The organism is Streptomyces sp. NPDC037083 (assembly GCF_055606485.1).
In genome coordinates this window covers 52,996-68,169 of record NZ_JBVJSQ010000002.1, presented here as the reverse complement: position 1 = coordinate 68,169, position 15,174 = coordinate 52,996, and the positions used below count along the sequence as shown (strand labels likewise).

17 protein-coding genes are annotated in these 15,174 nt (G+C 72.0%); 4 read left to right on the top strand and 13 right to left on the bottom strand.

Annotation, left to right across the window (positions count from 1 at the left end; genetic code table 11):
- Positions 1–3: 3 nt before the first annotated feature.
- The 3 genes from ACZ7DE_RS05140 to ACZ7DE_RS05130 all read right to left on the bottom strand — a co-directional run bounded on the left by ACZ7DE_RS05140 (position 4) and on the right by ACZ7DE_RS05130 (position 2,048).
- Positions 4–126 carry a hypothetical protein gene (locus ACZ7DE_RS05140; RefSeq protein WP_333741507.1) on the bottom strand — a complete coding sequence of 41 codons (123 nt, stop codon included), beginning with the start codon at positions 124–126 and terminating at the stop codon, positions 4–6.
- A gap of 165 nt (positions 127–291) precedes the next feature.
- Entirely contained in the window at positions 292–1,323 is a 1,032-nt protein-coding gene (gene glnII / locus ACZ7DE_RS05135; RefSeq protein WP_470758139.1) for a glutamine synthetase, read from the bottom strand.
- Positions 1,324–1,598: 275 nt separating this feature from the next.
- Positions 1,599–2,048, bottom strand: coding sequence for a MarR family winged helix-turn-helix transcriptional regulator (locus ACZ7DE_RS05130; RefSeq protein ID WP_470758137.1), 450 nt, complete (start codon positions 2,046–2,048; stop codon positions 1,599–1,601).
- 69 nt (positions 2,049–2,117) lie between these two features.
- On the opposite strand from ACZ7DE_RS05130, the gene ACZ7DE_RS05125 reads away from it, so the two are divergent.
- Positions 2,118–2,972, top strand: a complete 855-nt coding sequence (locus tag ACZ7DE_RS05125) for an alpha/beta fold hydrolase (protein ID WP_470758135.1) — start codon at positions 2,118–2,120, stop codon at positions 2,970–2,972.
- Positions 2,973–2,975: 3 nt separating this feature from the next.
- Here ACZ7DE_RS05125 and ACZ7DE_RS05120 read toward each other — a convergent pair whose 3' ends face one another.
- The 3 genes from ACZ7DE_RS05120 to ACZ7DE_RS05110 all read right to left on the bottom strand — a co-directional run bounded on the left by ACZ7DE_RS05120 (position 2,976) and on the right by ACZ7DE_RS05110 (position 5,100).
- Positions 2,976–3,722, bottom strand: a complete 747-nt coding sequence (locus ACZ7DE_RS05120) for an RlpA-like double-psi beta-barrel domain-containing protein (protein WP_470758133.1) — start codon at positions 3,720–3,722, stop codon at positions 2,976–2,978.
- A gap of 130 nt (positions 3,723–3,852) precedes the next feature.
- The gene (locus tag ACZ7DE_RS05115) at positions 3,853–4,674 is read right to left on the bottom strand and encodes a hypothetical protein (protein ID WP_470758131.1); all 822 of its coding nucleotides are present in this window, start codon (positions 4,672–4,674) and stop codon (positions 3,853–3,855) included.
- Positions 4,675–4,740: 66 nt separating this feature from the next.
- A complete protein-coding gene (locus ACZ7DE_RS05110; RefSeq protein ID WP_470758129.1) occupies positions 4,741–5,100 on the bottom strand; it encodes an ArsC/Spx/MgsR family protein in 360 nt (119 codons plus the stop codon).
- Between the two features lie 141 nt (positions 5,101–5,241).
- Between ACZ7DE_RS05110 and ACZ7DE_RS05105 the strand changes: the two genes are divergently transcribed.
- Positions 5,242–5,556: a hypothetical protein gene (locus ACZ7DE_RS05105; protein WP_470758127.1), complete on the top strand. Its 315-nt coding sequence runs from the start codon at positions 5,242–5,244 to the stop codon at positions 5,554–5,556.
- A gap of 161 nt (positions 5,557–5,717) precedes the next feature.
- Here the strand turns inward: ACZ7DE_RS05105 and ACZ7DE_RS05100 are convergent, their stop codons facing one another.
- Complete coding sequence (locus ACZ7DE_RS05100) at positions 5,718–6,902, bottom strand: winged helix DNA-binding domain-containing protein (RefSeq protein ID WP_470758125.1); 1,185 nt, start codon at positions 6,900–6,902, stop codon at positions 5,718–5,720.
- Positions 6,903–7,163: 261 nt separating this feature from the next.
- Here ACZ7DE_RS05100 and ACZ7DE_RS05095 point away from each other — a divergent pair, with 261 nt between their 5' ends.
- Complete coding sequence (locus ACZ7DE_RS05095; RefSeq protein ID WP_470758123.1) at positions 7,164–8,504, top strand: DUF2252 domain-containing protein; 1,341 nt, start codon at positions 7,164–7,166, stop codon at positions 8,502–8,504.
- Between the two features lie 109 nt (positions 8,505–8,613).
- On the opposite strand, the gene ACZ7DE_RS05090 is transcribed toward ACZ7DE_RS05095, so the two are convergent.
- Together ACZ7DE_RS05090 and ACZ7DE_RS05085 are read right to left on the bottom strand one after the other, a co-directional pair.
- A complete protein-coding gene (locus tag ACZ7DE_RS05090) occupies positions 8,614–8,856 on the bottom strand; it encodes a hypothetical protein (protein WP_470758121.1) in 243 nt (80 codons plus the stop codon).
- Positions 8,835–9,386 (bottom strand): alpha/beta hydrolase, encoded by a 552-nt coding sequence (locus ACZ7DE_RS05085; protein WP_470758119.1) that lies wholly within the window; start codon positions 9,384–9,386, stop codon positions 8,835–8,837. Before ACZ7DE_RS05085 ends, ACZ7DE_RS05090 begins: the two co-directional genes overlap by 22 nt.
- 139 nt (positions 9,387–9,525) lie before the next feature.
- On the opposite strand from ACZ7DE_RS05085, the gene ACZ7DE_RS05080 reads away from it, so the two are divergent.
- A complete protein-coding gene (locus ACZ7DE_RS05080; protein ID WP_470758117.1) occupies positions 9,526–9,813 on the top strand; it encodes a hypothetical protein in 288 nt (95 codons plus the stop codon).
- A 35-nt stretch (positions 9,814–9,848) separates the two neighbouring features.
- Here ACZ7DE_RS05080 and pspAB read toward each other — a convergent pair whose 3' ends face one another.
- From pspAB to ACZ7DE_RS05060, 4 genes are all read right to left on the bottom strand, one after another.
- A complete protein-coding gene (gene pspAB / locus ACZ7DE_RS05075) occupies positions 9,849–10,490 on the bottom strand; it encodes a PspA-associated protein PspAB (RefSeq protein WP_470758115.1) in 642 nt (213 codons plus the stop codon).
- 5 nt (positions 10,491–10,495) lie between these two features.
- Positions 10,496–11,416 (bottom strand): zinc metalloprotease HtpX, encoded by a 921-nt coding sequence (gene htpX / locus ACZ7DE_RS05070; RefSeq protein ID WP_470758113.1) that lies wholly within the window; start codon positions 11,414–11,416, stop codon positions 10,496–10,498.
- Positions 11,417–11,607: 191 nt separating this feature from the next.
- A complete protein-coding gene (locus tag ACZ7DE_RS05065) occupies positions 11,608–14,307 on the bottom strand; it encodes a phosphorylase family protein (protein WP_470758111.1) in 2,700 nt (899 codons plus the stop codon).
- A 145-nt stretch (positions 14,308–14,452) separates the two neighbouring features.
- Complete coding sequence (locus ACZ7DE_RS05060; RefSeq protein WP_470758109.1) at positions 14,453–14,710, bottom strand: SCO2583/SCO2584 N-terminal domain-containing protein; 258 nt, start codon at positions 14,708–14,710, stop codon at positions 14,453–14,455.
- Positions 14,711–15,174 lie beyond the last annotated feature (464 nt).

Here is a 15,174-nt window from a genome sequence, read left to right as displayed (position 1 = left end):
GCTTTAGAGGGCCGGCGCGTTCGTCGCGCGGCAACACACCCGGTCGAAGTCGTGGTGCTGACGGGAGGGCCAGAACGGCTCGAGGTCATGGCGACCTGTCGCGGTGTTCTTCTGGAAGCTGGCCATGGCCCCATTGAAGCAGACACCCGCCCGTTACAGGAGTCTCCTCTCACAGCTTGGACGCTTTCTGGCGTGAAGTGGACCTCACTTCAGGATCGCGGCGTCCGTCGGCGGTACGCGCAAGGGGCGCCCGCCGAGTCGGCGGGCGCCCCTTGCGGGCAGAGCGTGGGATCAGACCTGGCCGGCCTTCTCCAGAGCCGAGCAGCAGGTGTCCACGATGAGCCGGGTCACCAGGTACGGGTCGACGTTGGCGTTCGGACGGCGGTCCTCGATGTAGCCCTTGCCGTCCTTCTCGACCTGCCACGGGATGCGCACCGACGCGCCGCGGTTGGAGACGCCGTAGGAGTACTCGTTCCACGGGGCGGTCTCGTGCAGGCCCGTCAGACGGTCGTCGATGCCGGCGCCGTAGTTCTTGACGTGGTCGAGCGGCTTGGAGCCCTCGCCGAGCGACTCGCACGCGGTGATGATCGCGTCGTAGCCCTCGCGCATCGCCTTGGTGGAGAAGTTGGTGTGCGCGCCGGCGCCGTTCCAGTCGCCCTTGACCGGCTTGGGGTCGAGGGTGGCGGCGATGCCGAAGTCCTCGGCGGTGCGGTAGAGCAGCCAGCGGGCCACCCACAGCTGGTCGGAGACCTCCAGCGGGGACAGCGGGCCGACCTGGAACTCCCACTGGCCGGGCATGACCTCGGCGTTGATGCCGGAGATGCCGAGACCGGCGGCGAGGCAGTTGTCGAGGTGCGCCTCGACGACCTCACGGCCGAAGATCTCGTCCGCGCCGACGCCGCAGTAGTAGCCGCCCTGCGGGGCCGGGAAGCCGCCCTTGGGGAAGCCGAGCGGGTAACCGTCCTGGAAGAACGTGTACTCCTGCTCGATGCCGAAGATCGGCTCCTGACCGGCGAACTTCTCGGCGACCTCGGTGAGCGCGGCACGGGTGTTGGACTCGTGCGGCGTCATGTCGATGTTGAGGACCTCGCACAGGACGAGGATGTCGTCGCCGCCGCGGATCGGGTCGGGGCAGGTGAAGACCGGCTTGAGGACACGGTCCGAGGAGTGGCCCTCGGCCTGGTTCGTGGAGGACCCGTCGAAGCCCCAGATCGGCAGCGCGTCGAGACCGGCGGGAGCGCCCTCGATGATCTTCGTCTTGGAACGGAGCTTCGCCGTCGGCTGGGTGCCGTCGATCCAGATGTACTCAGCCTTGAAGGTCACGGGCCACTTCCTTCGGGGGTGTGTCTGACGCACTTGCGGGTGCTGCGGCGCTGCGGCACTGGGGCGCCGCCTGTTTGCCCGGAAGCTTGTCAACAGGCGATTTCCCGGTCATTGCTCGAATGTGAACCCCGTGTTACCTGGTGGTTCTGTGGCGCGGTTCACCGTGTGAGGGGCCCTGCCGCGCCCTCGGTCGCCGTTCGCGATCGCGGAGGGAGGGTGCGGGCGGGGGCCGGCGGGGTTCTCGTATGCGATGGGATTGACGGGACGCGATCGGGTCAGTGGCCGTCGGCCGCCGCCTTCCGTACGCCCTCCAGGAAGCTGCGGATCGTGGCCCGCTCCCGGTCGTCGTAGCCCTGGAGCAGCTCCACCACCTGCCCGATGAGCGGACCGAAGAAGGATTGGCCGAGAGCGACGGCCCGGTCGTCGACCTCGATGAGGACCTTGCGCCGGTCCGCCGTGTCCCGCACGCGCCGGACGTGCCCGGCGCGCTCCAGGCGGTCCACGAGGGCCGTGGTCCCCGCCGAGTTCAGCCCGAGCGCGGCCCCGAGCCGCCCGGCCGTCACCTCCTCGGAGGCCCGCCGGGCGTCCATGAGCACGATCAGCGCGCGCACGTCCGTCGGGTGCATGTCGTTGCGGTTCGCGAACCGGGCGCTGTGCAGGCCGAGTTCGACGGTCACGGCACGCAGCAGGTGGACCGTTTCCAGGTCCGGGCCCTCGCTCGGCATACGACTCGCTCCTCGATATCATCTCGCTCGTCGAGTTTCTCGCTGGGCGAGATAATATCGGAGGGCTCCATGGGCACGTACGACGACGACGCTTTCCAGGCCGCCTACGACACGGTCATGGCCAGGTGGCCCGCCGGCCGGGAGGCGGTCACCGTCCCGACGCCGTACGGCGCGACGTACGTCAACGTCTGCGGCCCGCGGGACGCGCCCGCGCTGCTGCTCCTGCCCGGGGGCGGCGGCGCGACCTCGGCGTCCTGGTTCGCGCAGGCGTCCGAGCTCGCCCGGATCCGGCGGGTCTACGCCGTCGATCTGGTCGGGGCTCCCGGGCGCAGCGCGCGCGGCGGCGAGCGCCGCCTGCGCTCGGTCGCCGACCTGGTCGGCTGGCTGAACGCCCTCCTCGCGGGCCTGGGGATCGAGCGGGCCGACTTCGGCGGGCACTCCTACGGCGCCTGGGTCGCCCTGCGGTACGCCCTGCGCGCCCCGGAACGCGTACGCCGCCTGTTCCTCCTCGACCCGACGCAGTGCTTCGCCGGATACAAGGCGGCGTATCTGCTGCACGCCCTGCCGATGCTGGTGCGGCCCACCCCGCGCCGGGTGCGCGCCTTCCTGGAGTGGGAGACCGGGGGAGCGGGGCTGGACCCCGACGGGCTCCGCCTGCAGGAGGCCGCCGCCGGCTTTCCGGCGGGGCGGCCGGTGACCGGCCCGCGTCCGACGCTTGCGGAGCTGCGTGCCCTGGACGTGCCGGTCCTGCTGCTCGTGGCCGCGAACAGCAGGACCTGTGACACGTACGAGGTGACGGCCCGGGCGGGCGAGGCGGTGCGCGATCTGGAGACGATCGTCCTGCCGGACGTCTCGCACCACGCGCTGCCGCCTGCCGCGCCCTCCGGAACGGGCCGGCGCCTCAGCGGGTTTCTCGCCGGCTGAGCCTCACCCCACCTTCTCGATCACGGCCCGACGGATCAGGAACTTGCCGGGCTCACGGACCAGTTCGAAGGCCGCGTTGTTGAGCAGGACGCAGCTGCCGGAGACCGAGGTCACCTCGACGGTCGTGGACTTGTTGTTGTCCAGGTTGGTGACCTTCAGCTTGGTCCCCGCCGGGAACTGGTTACTCGACGCGGCCGGGGCACCGCCCTCCCCGGAGAGGGTGACCGTGGAACCGTTGCAGACCTGCTGGCCGGAGGCGGCGGCACCGCCGTTTCCCGCGTTGCCGTTGTTCCCGGCGTTCCCCGCGGGGGCGGAGGCGGCCTGCGACGGCTGGGTCGCCTGCGCACCACCGGTCTGCGCGCCGCCCGTCTGCGCGCCGCCGGCCTGCGCGCCACCCGCCTGGGAGCCGCCCGTCTGGGAGTCCTGAGCCGACTCCCCGACGGCGCACCCGGACGCCTTCTGCTGGACCTTGATCTGCGCGATGACGGCCTCGCGGTTGGCGATCCGGGCCTCGGACTGCGCGTCCGGAGCGGCCCGCTGGCCGTCGATGAACTTCTGGTTGTTGCCGAGGGCGGTGGCCAGGCCCTGACAGACCGTCGAGTTCGCCGCGGACAGCGGCTTCGCGTTCTGTGGTGCCTGGGAGGCGTTCGAGGTGTTCGCCATCACGAAGGCCCCGGTGCCCGCGACCGCCGCCGCACTGACGAGCAGCGCGATCTTCTTCTTCGTACCGACAGTTCTCCTGCGCGACATGCGCGCCTCCTGAGAGGTAGGGGAGCGTACGCCGCTATGTACGAGATACCGAACGAGGCTACTCAGTGGTGACAGGAGTCAGTGCGAGTGTCGTGCGTCACACGGGCGTCGGCCGCGGTGAACCGGCCGGTCACTCCCTCCCCTCCTCGTACGCCACCACCGTCCGGTTCACGTGTCGGAGCAACCCCTCCGTCCGGGCGGTGAGTTCGGCCTCGCCGGTCTCCGCGCCGTCGCTCCACTGCCCGCTCGCGAACACCACCGAGCGGACGGTCATCACGCGCCGGAAGACCCCGGCCGAGCCCGGCGGCACCGTCGGCAGTCCGGCCTGCGGGGGCGGGTCGAGCGAGACCACCTGGTACGTCACCGGGTCCATCGAGGCCATCGCGAACACGCGCGAGGCGTCCTCGACCCGCTCGAAGCTCAGCACGGTGACCGTCACCTGCGAGCGCCGGTCGACGTCCGTGAACAGGGCGGCCGTCAACCGGGCGCACCCGTCGCCCTGTTCGATCAGCTCGGCGAGCTCCGGGGACATGCCCCGGGCGCAGTCGGTGGTGGTGGCCAGGTCGACCCGGGAGTGGCGGGAGCCGTCCGACAGGCGGACGACGGTCGAGGGGAAGGCCTGCTCCGGCCGGATCACCGGCCGGGCGAGCAGGGAGGGGAGCGCGCCGGGGGCGTCGGAGGGGAGGTCGACGTCGACGGACGGGACGGCAGTGAGCCCCGTGGCGTCGGCGGCCGCCGACGGCGACGCGGTGGCCGGCGGAGCGGACGTCGGCCGGTCGCCGCCGCCCCCGTCCGCGATCAGCACGGCGCCGACGGCGGCAAGGGCGACGCCGGTTGCGGCGACCGCCGTGCGCCGGGTCCGGCGGCGTCTGCGTATCCGCTCCTGCTCGGCCGCGAACCGGGCGTACGGGTCCGGCGGCCCGTACGGGAATCCTTGATCACCGATGGTCATGGCGGCGGAGGGTAACAGCGGTGGGCGCCCCGACTCCCGCCGCCCGACGAACCGTTGGGTAACCGACTAACGGGACAGAGCGTCCCGTACGGCCTCCTCGGTGCGGGCCACCAGTGCGGTGCCGTCGTCCGCGGTGATGATCGGACGCTGGATGAGCTCGGGGTGCGCGGCCAGCGCGCCGATCCAGCGTCCGCGCGTATCCGCGTCCCGCGCCCAGGTCTTCAGGCCGAGTTCGCCGGCGGCGGCCTCCTGGGTGCGGGCGATGTCCCAGGGCTCCAGGCCGAGGCGGTCGAGCACATCCCTGATCTCGTCCTCGCTCGGCACGTCCTCCAGGTAGCGGCGGACGGTGTAATCGGCGCCCTCGGCGTCGAGGAGCGTGAGGGCGCTGCGGCACTTGGAACAGGCGGGGTTGATCCAGATCTCCATGCCGGTCACGGTAACGCGAAAGCAGCCCGAAAGCCCTTGTGATCAGGGGCTTTTGTCAGTGGTGGGCAGTAGAATAGAAGCAGTGTTCGAGGGTCCGCCGGAGGCGCCGGACCGGACCCTGACCGCGACAGGAGGATGCCTGTGCCCGCTGCCGCACTCAAGCCGAAGCCGTCCGCGACCCAGCCCACCGCGAAGCGTTCCGTCCAGCTCGATCTTCCCTATGTGCCCGTCGAGAAGCGGCCGTTGCCGCCCGGGCGGCCCCGCGAGTGGTACGTCACGCACAACCGCCGTCTCAAGGCGATGCGTCTCGCCATCGCCCTGCTCGACCTCGGCGTCTACATGCCGAACCAGGCCCGCAATGAGAAGATCCGCAGCACGGCGCAGCTGATCGGCATTCACCCGCCGTCGGACACGACGTGCCACATGGTGCGCGCGCTGTTGCGCTACAGCCGGTGAGACCGGCGCCGGACGCCGTCACAGCGACGGCGTCCGGCGCCCGGGTACGGCCTCCGGCCTCCGGCTGCCGGCTGCTGGCCGACCTGGCCGGTCGGTTGTCGGGAGTCGGTGTCCGGTCGGCCGGAGTCGGTGTCCGGCTTTCGGAGAGGACTTCGCCCCCTTCAGTTCGCCAACTCCTTCTCCAGCGGCGTCCGGAACCTCGGCGTCACCCGGGTCTCCCCCAGCCACGCCTCCAGCCGCTCGGCCTCCGCGTCGATCGCGGCCTTCGCCTCGTCCCCCACGCCCTCCGCGTCCAGGACCCGCCAGGCGATCCGGCCGTCGGCGCGCTGGGCCCAGCCCCCCACCACGCGACCGTCCCACCACACGGTCGGCCCCACGTTCCCGCTGTAGTCGAACAGCGCGGGGCGCAGCTCCGGGGCCAGATACCAGTCCCTGCCCTGCCAGCCCATCGCCGTCGGGTCGAGGGCCGGCAACAGGGCGGCCCACGGCTCCCCGGGAGCGGGCGCGGGATCCACGTCGCCGTCGGCGACGTGGGCCGTGCCCTCGTCCAGCGTCACCGCCTGCGCCCCGATCGCCGTCAGCGCCCGTCGTACGTCCGTCACCCGCCAGCCCGTCCACCACTTCAGATCGGCCTCCGTGGCCGGGCCGCACGCCGTCAGCCAGCGCCGCAGCAGCTCCGACTGCGCCTGCCCCGGCGGGAGTTCGGGATGCTCGGGGGCGAGCGCCCAGCGGAACTGGCTCGACGTCCACGAGCCCAGCGGCCGCCCCCGGACCACCTTGCCCTCCACGCCCAGCACCCTGAGCAGCCGGGTCACCACGGTGTGGACGCCCTCGTAGGACTTCCCGGCCGCGTACACGAACTGCTCCCGCAGGCGCGGCTCCTCGCGGGCCAGTTCGGCCGCCGTCGCCTGCCCGAGTCGGGCCAGGGCGGCCAGCGCCGACTCCTCGACCTCCTTGAGCCACACCGCGTCCGGGGCGCCGGCCTTCGCCATGTCCTTCACCAGGGCGGCCCGCTCGCGCGCTGCGACCGCGAGGCCGGTCGAGGCGTGCACCACCGCCGTCGACCGCGTCGGGAACACGAAGACCGTGTGCCGCATGCCGTGCATGCGCACGAGGGTCCGGTCCGCGTATAGCGCGCGGTCGGTCTCCGGCACGGTGACCGCCGGGTCGGTGAGGCGGGCGCCGACCGCCAGGTACACCGTCGCCGGGTCCGTGCCGTGCAGGGCCACGAGCGCGTCGGCCACCGCCTCGGGCGTCGGGACCCGCGCCTCGTGGGCCAACCGGTGCCGCAGGGCCAGCCTGGCCCGCCGCTCCGCCACACCGATGTACCGCAGTCCGTCGCCCATCCCGGCCTCCACCCGTCCTCGCCCCGTCGCCGTTCCCGGCGTCCGTTCCCGTCGTTCGTCCGTTCCCGTCGTTCGTCCTGCGGTCGTGCGTCACTCGTCCCTGGACCGCATCCTCCCCGACGCCACTGACAATCGGGGCCCGCCGCCGTCACCCGTTCGCCGTATCCGGCGTGCGGACCCCCCTGCCGCGGCCTTCACTGCGAACAGGGGCCCGGCGACAGCCCTGGGACAGGAGGCCGACGTGGAGCGAAGGCGACACGGATGACTGCCCCCGCCGAGCGTGCCCGCCGCGGCAAGGACGTCCGCAAGCGCGTCCCGAGATCCGCGCACGCCGCCTGGCTCCCGCCCGTCGACCGGTCCGACCCCGTGGCCGTGCTCGAGCGGCAGGGCCGGGACCGGCTGTCCGAGCTGCTGCCGATCCGCTACGGGAGGATGGCCGCCTCGCCCCTCGCCTTTCTGCGCGGCTCGGCCGCCGTCATGGCCGCCGATCTGGCGTCGCAGCCGCACACCGGGCTGACCGTGCAACTGTGCGGTGACGCCCACCTGCTGAACTTCGGGGTGTACGCCTCGCCGGAGCGGGCACTGCTCTTCGACCTCAACGACTTCGACGAGACGTTCCCCGGCCCCTTCGAGTGGGACGTCAAACGGCTCGCCGCCTCCGTCGCCGTCGCCGCCCGCGAGAACGGCTACCTCGAGACCCGGGTCCACCGAGCCGTCCTGGAGGCCGTGACCGCCTATCGCACCACCATGCGGCGGCTGTCCCGGCTCGGCGAGCTCGCCGTCTGGTACGAGCGCATCGACGCCGACCGTCTCGTGCCCCTCCTGCGGTCCGGCCGGCGCCGCAGACGGGTCGAGGCGAGCCTCACCCGAGCCCGCCGGCGCACCAGCCTGCACGCCCTCGGAAAGCTCACGGAGGTCGTCGACGGCCGCCGCCGCATCATCCGCGACCCACCGCTGCTCGAACCCGCCGGCGCCTCCGACAACGCGGCCCTGCGCAAGATCTTCAGCGACTACCGCTCCACCCTCACCGAGGAGCGCCGCCTGCTGCTGGACCGCTACCGCTTCGTCGACGCCGCCCGCAAGGTCGTCGGCATCGGCAGCGTCGGCACCCGCTGCTTCATCGTCCTGCTCGCCGGGCGTGACGACGGGGATCCGCTCTTCCTGCAGATCAAGGAGGCCCGTGCGTCCGTCCTGGAGGAACACCTGCCCAGCGGCCCCTACGTCCACCCGGGCCACCGGGTCGTCGCCGGTCAGCGGCTGCTCCAGGCCGCCGGCGACATCTTCCTGGGCTGGATGAGCGGGCCGCAGGGCCGCGCGTACTACTGGCGCCAACTGCGCGACATGAAGGGCTCCGCCGACGTCGCCGGGATGGCCCCGGCCGACCTCCTGGCGTACGCCCGGCTGTGCGGCACCGCACTGGCCCGCGCCCACGCCCGCTCCGGCGACCGCCTCGCCATCGCCGGCTACCTCGGCGGCGCCGACACCTTCGACCACGCCGTCGCCGACTTCGCCCTGGCCTACGCGGCCCAGACCGCCGCCGACCACGCGGCCCTGAACACGGCGATCGCGGCGGGGGTGGTGACGGCCGCCCCAGGCGTCTGACGGCCGCGCCCCCCTGCGTCTGCCCCCCCGCGTCTGACGGCCGCCCCGGGCGTCCGAACGGGGAGCGAGGAGCCCCCGCCCCCGCCCCGTCCCTCACCCGCCGGATGCGTCAGGGGCGGACGGCCGCGGGATCCGCCGGTGGGAGCGGGTCCTGGACGTCCACCCCGGCGCCCAGGCCGTCGAGGACGGCCGTCACGAACGTGCGCCGGTCGTCGGCGTGCTCCTCGAACCACTGGCCCAACCGGTGCTGGGCGTCGGGCAGTTCGAGCCTGGTGAACCGGGACCGGGCGGACAGCGCGTCCTGGACCGCCTCGGTCACCTCCGGCGGGATCACGGTGTCCGTACCCGGCACCGCGAGCACCGCGCGACCCTCGTACCCGCGCAGCACGTCCAGGGCGGGCGCCTGCCGCCAGCCCCCGGCCTGCGGATGATCGCGCTGAACTCCCCGTCTCCCGTCCCGAAGGGCACGTCCCACGCCTCGGCCGCGTACACCGCCGGCGCGCACAGCCCAAGGGCCGTCACCCGCGCGCCGTAGAGCCCGGTGAGATCCGCCGCCGTCTGCCCGCTCATGCTGAACCCGACGAGGGCCAGCGGGCCGTCCGCCGGGACGCGCGCGTCGATCACGGAGGCCGCCTGCTCGAAGCGCCGGCGCAGGCTCAGCTCCCCCAGTGCGCCGCTGCTTTCGCCGTGCCCGGAGAAGTCGACGGCGAGGACGCGGCAGCCCTGGGACCCGAACTCCCGGGCCAGCGGCAGCAGCCGCTCCTTGCTGCCGTTGCCGGCGCCGTGCAGCAGAACCGCGGTGACCGTGCCCGGGCCGTCGCCGTGCACCCCGCTGAGCCGCTCACCGTCGAACTCGTGCGTGAAGGAAGACAGGTCGCTCATGACCCCCATTCACTCACAGGGCCCGAGGCGGAAAAGGAGATGCACGGTGAGTGACGGTCTCCGTACCCTGGAGACGCCACCCCGCCCGATCCGTGACACTCAGTCACTGTTCGCACCCTGCCCAGGAAGGAGGCACGCCATGGGCACCGTCGTTCTCTCCGGGGCCGTCGTCCTGGTGGTCCTGGGATTCGGAAACCCGCTGTACTGGCTCGCCGCGGTCGCCGTGCTCTTCCTGTACGTGCGGTACGGACTCGACGCGACGTCGCAGTCGTCGCCGTCCGCGGGGCCCGCCCCGAGCGCCGGGGCCGCGCCCACCTCATACAAGGCCTACCGCGAGCGCCGTGACACCCAGGCCAAGTGGGAGCGCCGCTACCGTCGCGAGCGCCCCCTGGAGTCCCGCCGTCAGGAGCGCGAGCGCGGAAAGTAGAGCAGGGCCGCAGGAGCCCTACCGCCGGTCCGGGGCTAGAGGCCGGGGGCGCCCCACACCGGGAACCAGCGGCTCAGGTCCTGCTCGATCCGCAGGTCGTTCACGAGGGCGGCCTTCACCTGCAACTCCAGGGCGTTGTCGCGCCGCTGCCCCGCGCCGGGCAGCGGCGCGAACGGGTAGAACGTGCCCCGCTTGTACAGGTACACGAGGGCCAGCCGGCGCCCGCCCGCCGATCCTCCCGCCCCTCCCGGCTCTCCCGCGTCGTCCACCGCCGCTGCGCCCGTCCGTTGCCCGAAACCGGCCAGGGAGCACAGCAGTTGCGGCCCGAAGCCGTTGACCTCCATCGCGCTGTTCACCGCGTGCAGGTCGTTGACCAGCGCCGACAGTTCGTCGGGTGCGCGGTGCGAGACCAGCCAGGAGTAGCCGTAGTCGTCCCGCACGAGCCGTACCGGCGGCCCGGTGCGCTCGGTGTCCGCGTCGAGGAGCGCCTGGACCTCGCGGTGCGTCTGTTCGAAGGCCGAGCCCTCGACGGTCGCGAAGCACACGGCGCCCTGCCCGGTCGGGGTGAACCCGGCCGCCGCCTCCAGCGTCACCGCCGCCGAAGGCAGCGCGAACAGCTGATCGAGGTCCGGGACGACCGGCTTCGTCCGGCCGAGCAGGATGTCCAGCAGCCCCATGCCCCTCAGCCCGCCCTTCCGGGCGGGGCCGCCTCGCCCAGCTCGACGGAGATCCGCCCCAACTGGTCGAGCCGCTGCTGCAGGCTCGGGTGGGTCGAGAAGAATCGCTCGATGCCGGGCTCCCTGCCCGTGGCGGGGGTGAAGTAGAACGCGTTGAAGGCCTGCGCGGTGCGCAGGTCCCTGGTCGGGATCCGGGCGATGTCGCCGGACACCTTGGCCAGCGCGGACGCCAGCGCCGAAGGCCGCCCGGTGAGCTGCGCGGCGGCCCGGTCGGCGGCCAGCTCCCGGTACCGCGACAGGGCCCTGATCAGCAGGAAGCTGATCGCGTACACGGCGGCCGCCACCCCCATCACGGCGGCGAGCACCGCTGCGGTGTTCTGGTCCCGGCGCCCGCCGCCGAACACCTGCGAGTAGAACGCGAACCGCACGATCAGTCCCGCGATCACTCCCAGGAACGAGGCGACCGTGATCACGGCGACGTCCTTGTGCGCCACGTGCGACATCTCGTGCGCGAGGACGCCCTCGAGCTCGGCCGGTTCCAGCCGGCGCAGCAGCCCCGTCGTCACGCACACCACCGCCTTGTGGGGATTGCGCCCGGTGGCGAACGCGTTGGGCATGTCCAGGTCCGACACGGCGACGACCGGCTTGGGCATGTCCGACAGGGCGCACAGCCGGTCCACGACGGCGTGCAGCTCGGGATACTCCTCGCGCTCCACGACCCGGCCGCGCATCGCGAACAGGGCGATCCGGTCGGAGAACCAGAACTGCGCCACGAACATGGCCGCGATCAGCACCACGACCAGCACCCACGACTTCAGCAACACGATGAGCGCGACGACGAACGCCACGTACAGCAGTCCGAGCAGAAACAGCGTGACCGTCATCCGCACGGTCAGGCCCCGGTCACTCCGGAAACGGTTCCGCATCTGCACCACCCCGCAGTCAGGCACTCGTCCCACTGCCATTGTGCGCCCGCGCCTCCCATGGGCAGATCCGCACGGGCCCTGCGAAGGGCAAAGGAATCCAGCCGGGCTCAGCCGACGGAGACCGGCGGCCCGGGCTCAGCCGTCGGCGACCGGCGGCCCGGGCTCAGCCGTCGGAGTTCAGCCGTGGGAGATCAGAAGTTGGAGATCACGCTGGTGATGACCTCTCCGATCGTCTCGGCCTTCTTCGCGTCGTAGGCCTTCCCGCCGCCCGCCTTCGCGATGTCCTCCAGCGCGCTCCTGCCCTTCGCGTCGTTCGGGTCGGCCTCGCTGCCGTAGGCGATGGTGAAGACGCGGATCTGGTGCTGGGACGGGTCGCCGATCCGCTTCACCAGCTCCGTGTCGGACAGGCTCCCGCTGTCCGCGTTGTGCCCGTCGGTGAGCAGCACGATCGCGTTGATGGCATGGGGGTCGTAGTCGTCCCGCATGGCCTTGAGCGCGGCGTCGAGAGTGTCGTTCAGACCGGTCGCGCCCTCCGCCACCAGGGTTGCGAGGTTGCTGGTCAACAGGTCCGCACGGGTGCCTCCGGGCAGCTTCGCACGGTACGGGCCGAGCGGCACCAGTTCCTTGTAGTCGTTCTTGCCGCCGAGGGTGAGGGCGTCGGAGAACTTCCACAGACCGACCCGGTCGGTGCCGGTGAACTCCCCGAACAGCCTGGACTCGGCCTGCTTCAGACGCTCCAGCTTGGTGTCGCCGGTTCCGGGGATCACGTCGTTCATCGACTCCGACGTGTCGATGAGGATGCGGACGTTGGCCCGTCTGCGCAGCGTGGGCCAGATCTCCAGCAGATGGTCCAGGACGTCGCCCCTGGGCATCGGCATGCGGGTGAACTGCGCCTTGGGGATGCCGTTGGCCTCGACGAGCAGACCGGACCCCTTGGGGATCACGCCCGTGTGGGTGCGGAAGCCGTAGGGGGCGAACTGCTTGTCGTATACCTGGGGGCTCTGCAGGTATCGGAGGAAGTCGCGGGCGACCGACTTCTTGGCGGAGCTCATCCCGTTCAGCTCGATGTACGGGTGATCGGAGAACGGGACCCCGTCCTTCGGATAGAACGAGACCAGGGGCGTGTCCGGCGGGGCGGCCTTCTTGCAGTCGTCGTCCGCGCTGAGCGCGCCGCACGGGTAGCCCGCGTTGTAAGCGGCCACGCTGCTCTCCTCCAGCGTGACGGCGGTGATGTACGACATGGCCTTCTGGGGGCTGCTCCGGTCCGCCTCCCGGAGGTTCGCGAGGAAGGTCAGCGTCGTGTCGCCGTAGTGGACGGCGGCCTGCTCGATGCTCTTGGCGAACGCGCGGTTGCCGGCCTCGTCGATGTGCCGTACGCCCAGTTCACCGCTGGCGCCCGTCTTGGCGTAGAAGGCGGCGACGGTCGCGTTGAGCCCGGACGTCGAGTACTTCGGGTTGGTCTTGCCGAGCTTGAAGGCTCCCCATTCCGGCTTCCCGTGGCTTGCCCAGAATCCGTCGGCGTTCTTCGCCCACTCGGCCAGCTGGGCCCAGGTGAACCGGGTCTCGGGCCAGTTCAGAGCGTCGGCCATGGGCTTGGGCATGGCGACGGTCAGCGGGCTCTGCACGATCGACTCCGCCCGCGCGGGGAACTGCTTCGCGTTCTCACCGCGTGCGTCGGCCCTCGCCAGCGCGAGCCATGTGCTCCCGGCGGGCGCCCACACGTCGGGCTTCGTCCCGTCGGACTCGCTCCAGCCGTCGACCAGGGCGCGCATCGCGTCGCCCGAGTTCTTCTCCTGGACCTTGACCGCCAGGCACGCCCCGCCCGCGGCCCGGTTGCCGTAGGCCGCGGCCGCCCGGCGCAGCGGCTCCGACTTGTCGGCGGAGGCGGCGATGGCGAGAGGGGACGTGGTGTCCGCCTTCGCGCAGGCCGGCAGGGTGGGGAGGCCGGAACCGGACAACGGCTTGGCGTCCTCGGCGCCGGGGTCGCCCTTCCCGCACGACTGGAGGACGATGCCCAGGGTCACCGCCGCCGCCGTGATGGGCAGCCAGGCGAGCTTCGCCCTGCCCTTCCAGCGGCCGGTGCGCCACCCGGCCCCGGGCGGCCGGCGCCGGGGACGGCCGCCGGCCGATCGCCTGCGCCACACGGGAGGGGCCACCGGGACGGTGTGGGACGCCGATGTCTCGCCGTTGCCGTCGGGCTGGTGCTCCCTGAGCACGGCGACGGCCACCTCGGCCGCGTTCGCGGCCGCCCGCTGCTGGCCGCCGCGGTGGTCGGCGGCGCCCTTCTCACCGTCCGCACGGTCGCTGATCCCGCGGATGACGAGGGCCTCCGTACGGTGGCGCTGCGCCGCCTTGCAGAAGCCGAAGCCCTCCATTTCCACCGCGGCGGCGTCCTGATAGGTGGTGCTGAGCCGGTTGCGGATGTCACCGGACTTGGCGTCCAGCACGACGTCGCCGGAGGCGATCGGTTTGAAGTGGCACCTGCTGCGGACCTTCGCGTACAGCGCCGTCTGCCGTAAGGAGTGCGAGGTGTCCACGGCGTCGGGACGCGCGCCGCGGCCCTCGGCCGACACCTTGGCGCCGTGGATCTCGTACACCTTGGTGGCGACCACGACGTCCCCCGGCGGGATGTCGTCCTTGAGGCTGCCCGCGATCCCCACGAGCAGCGCGACGTCCGGCCGCAGCACGTCCAGGAGGCCGTGCGTCCCCAGCGCCGCGACCACGTTCGTCACACCCACCTGGGCCAGGTGAACCGTCCACGAGGCGTGGGCGCCGTCGAGCTCGAACGTCTGCACCACGGTGGCGTTGACTCTCCGCTGCCCCTTGGACCGGGCCTGCTCGGCCCTGAGACGGTCCTGCAGCGGGGAGAACTCCACGGGAAGCGCTGTCACGACGACGGCTGTACGCGAAGGGCGGGCTGTTGTCACCGGACCAACCGTTCTGGATGCCGACCTGGATACGGACGGTGAGCCAAGAGGCACAACGTAGCACCGCGCAGCCCAACAGCCCTGGCGGTAACGAGCATTGCCCGTTGTTCTAGTAAGGGGCCCGGAACCGCACGTATCCCAGCAGCAGGATCACCGCGACCACGCACCCCAGCACGAGCACCGTCGACAGCCATGACGACCGCTGTCGAGTCGGCGGGCCCGGGTCACCGCGGAACGGCACTGGTCGGGGCGGGTTCTCCTTCCAGCGCGCGGCCAGCATCCTGGCCCGCGCCGAGGGTTCCTTGTGCGTCGCGGAGTCCGCCCATCCGAGGTCGAACTCCCGCTCCGTGTCGTCCTGTTCGGGCATCCCCGTATCTCCCCGTCACCCGTTCTCGAACAGCAGTGCCAGAAACCATACGACGACGCCCCCGCCCCGAGAAACAGCGTCTCCGCACGGGCATTCCCGGCGCGCCTGGTGGAGATGGCCGCCGGTCGTGCGAACCGGTGACGACGTGGGCCCCGGCGGCCGAGTCCGGGCGAGCGAGGTTGGTGGCGGGCCAGTCAGGGGCGGGGGAGTCAGGCGTGGGCGAGGTCCGGGGTGGGCGAGGTCCGGGTGCGAGGTTGAGCCCGGTCCGAGTGGGCAGGCTCGTATCTCGCAGAGGGCCGCGGACGCGATGCCGGTGGGGCTGTTGGTGCTGCTGAGTCGTAGGGCGGCTTCAGTGGCTGCTGTGGCGGCAGAGGCGATCGATCGTCGGCGGGCGCGGGCGGTCTCGCAGGCAGGCCCGTGACTAAGCGGGGTGACCAGTGCTAGAAAGGCCGGATGGAAGACCG

What these genes read in the sequence shown, in the direction of transcription:
- ACZ7DE_RS05100 (WP_470758125.1), bottom strand. Translation starts at nt 6,902, where the DNA reads ATGGGCGACGGACTGCGGTACATCGGTGTGGCGGAGCGGCGGGCCAGG.
- ACZ7DE_RS05085 (WP_470758119.1), bottom strand. Translation starts at nt 9,386, where the DNA reads ATGAGCGACCTGTCTTCCTTCACGCACGAGTTCGACGGTGAGCGGCTC.
- ACZ7DE_RS05125 (WP_470758135.1), top strand. Translation starts at nt 2,118, where the DNA reads ATGGGCACGTACGACGACGACGCTTTCCAGGCCGCCTACGACACGGTC.
- ACZ7DE_RS05140 (WP_333741507.1), bottom strand. Translation starts at nt 126, where the DNA reads ATGGCCAGCTTCCAGAAGAACACCGCGACAGGTCGCCATGACCTCGAG.
- ACZ7DE_RS05095 (WP_470758123.1), top strand. Translation starts at nt 7,164, where the DNA reads ATGACTGCCCCCGCCGAGCGTGCCCGCCGCGGCAAGGACGTCCGCAAG.
- ACZ7DE_RS05110 (WP_470758129.1), bottom strand. Translation starts at nt 5,100, where the DNA reads ATGGAGATCTGGATCAACCCCGCCTGTTCCAAGTGCCGCAGCGCCCTC.
- htpX (WP_470758113.1), bottom strand. Translation starts at nt 11,416, where the DNA reads ATGCGGAACCGTTTCCGGAGTGACCGGGGCCTGACCGTGCGGATGACG.
- pspAB (WP_470758115.1), bottom strand. Translation starts at nt 10,490, where the DNA reads ATGGGGCTGCTGGACATCCTGCTCGGCCGGACGAAGCCGGTCGTCCCG.
- ACZ7DE_RS05130 (WP_470758137.1), bottom strand. Translation starts at nt 2,048, where the DNA reads ATGCCGAGCGAGGGCCCGGACCTGGAAACGGTCCACCTGCTGCGTGCC.
- ACZ7DE_RS05080 (WP_470758117.1), top strand. Translation starts at nt 9,526, where the DNA reads ATGGGCACCGTCGTTCTCTCCGGGGCCGTCGTCCTGGTGGTCCTGGGA.
- ACZ7DE_RS05060 (WP_470758109.1), bottom strand. Translation starts at nt 14,710, where the DNA reads ATGCCCGAACAGGACGACACGGAGCGGGAGTTCGACCTCGGATGGGCG.
- ACZ7DE_RS05120 (WP_470758133.1), bottom strand. Translation starts at nt 3,722, where the DNA reads ATGTCGCGCAGGAGAACTGTCGGTACGAAGAAGAAGATCGCGCTGCTC.
- ACZ7DE_RS05115 (WP_470758131.1), bottom strand. Translation starts at nt 4,674, where the DNA reads ATGACCATCGGTGATCAAGGATTCCCGTACGGGCCGCCGGACCCGTAC.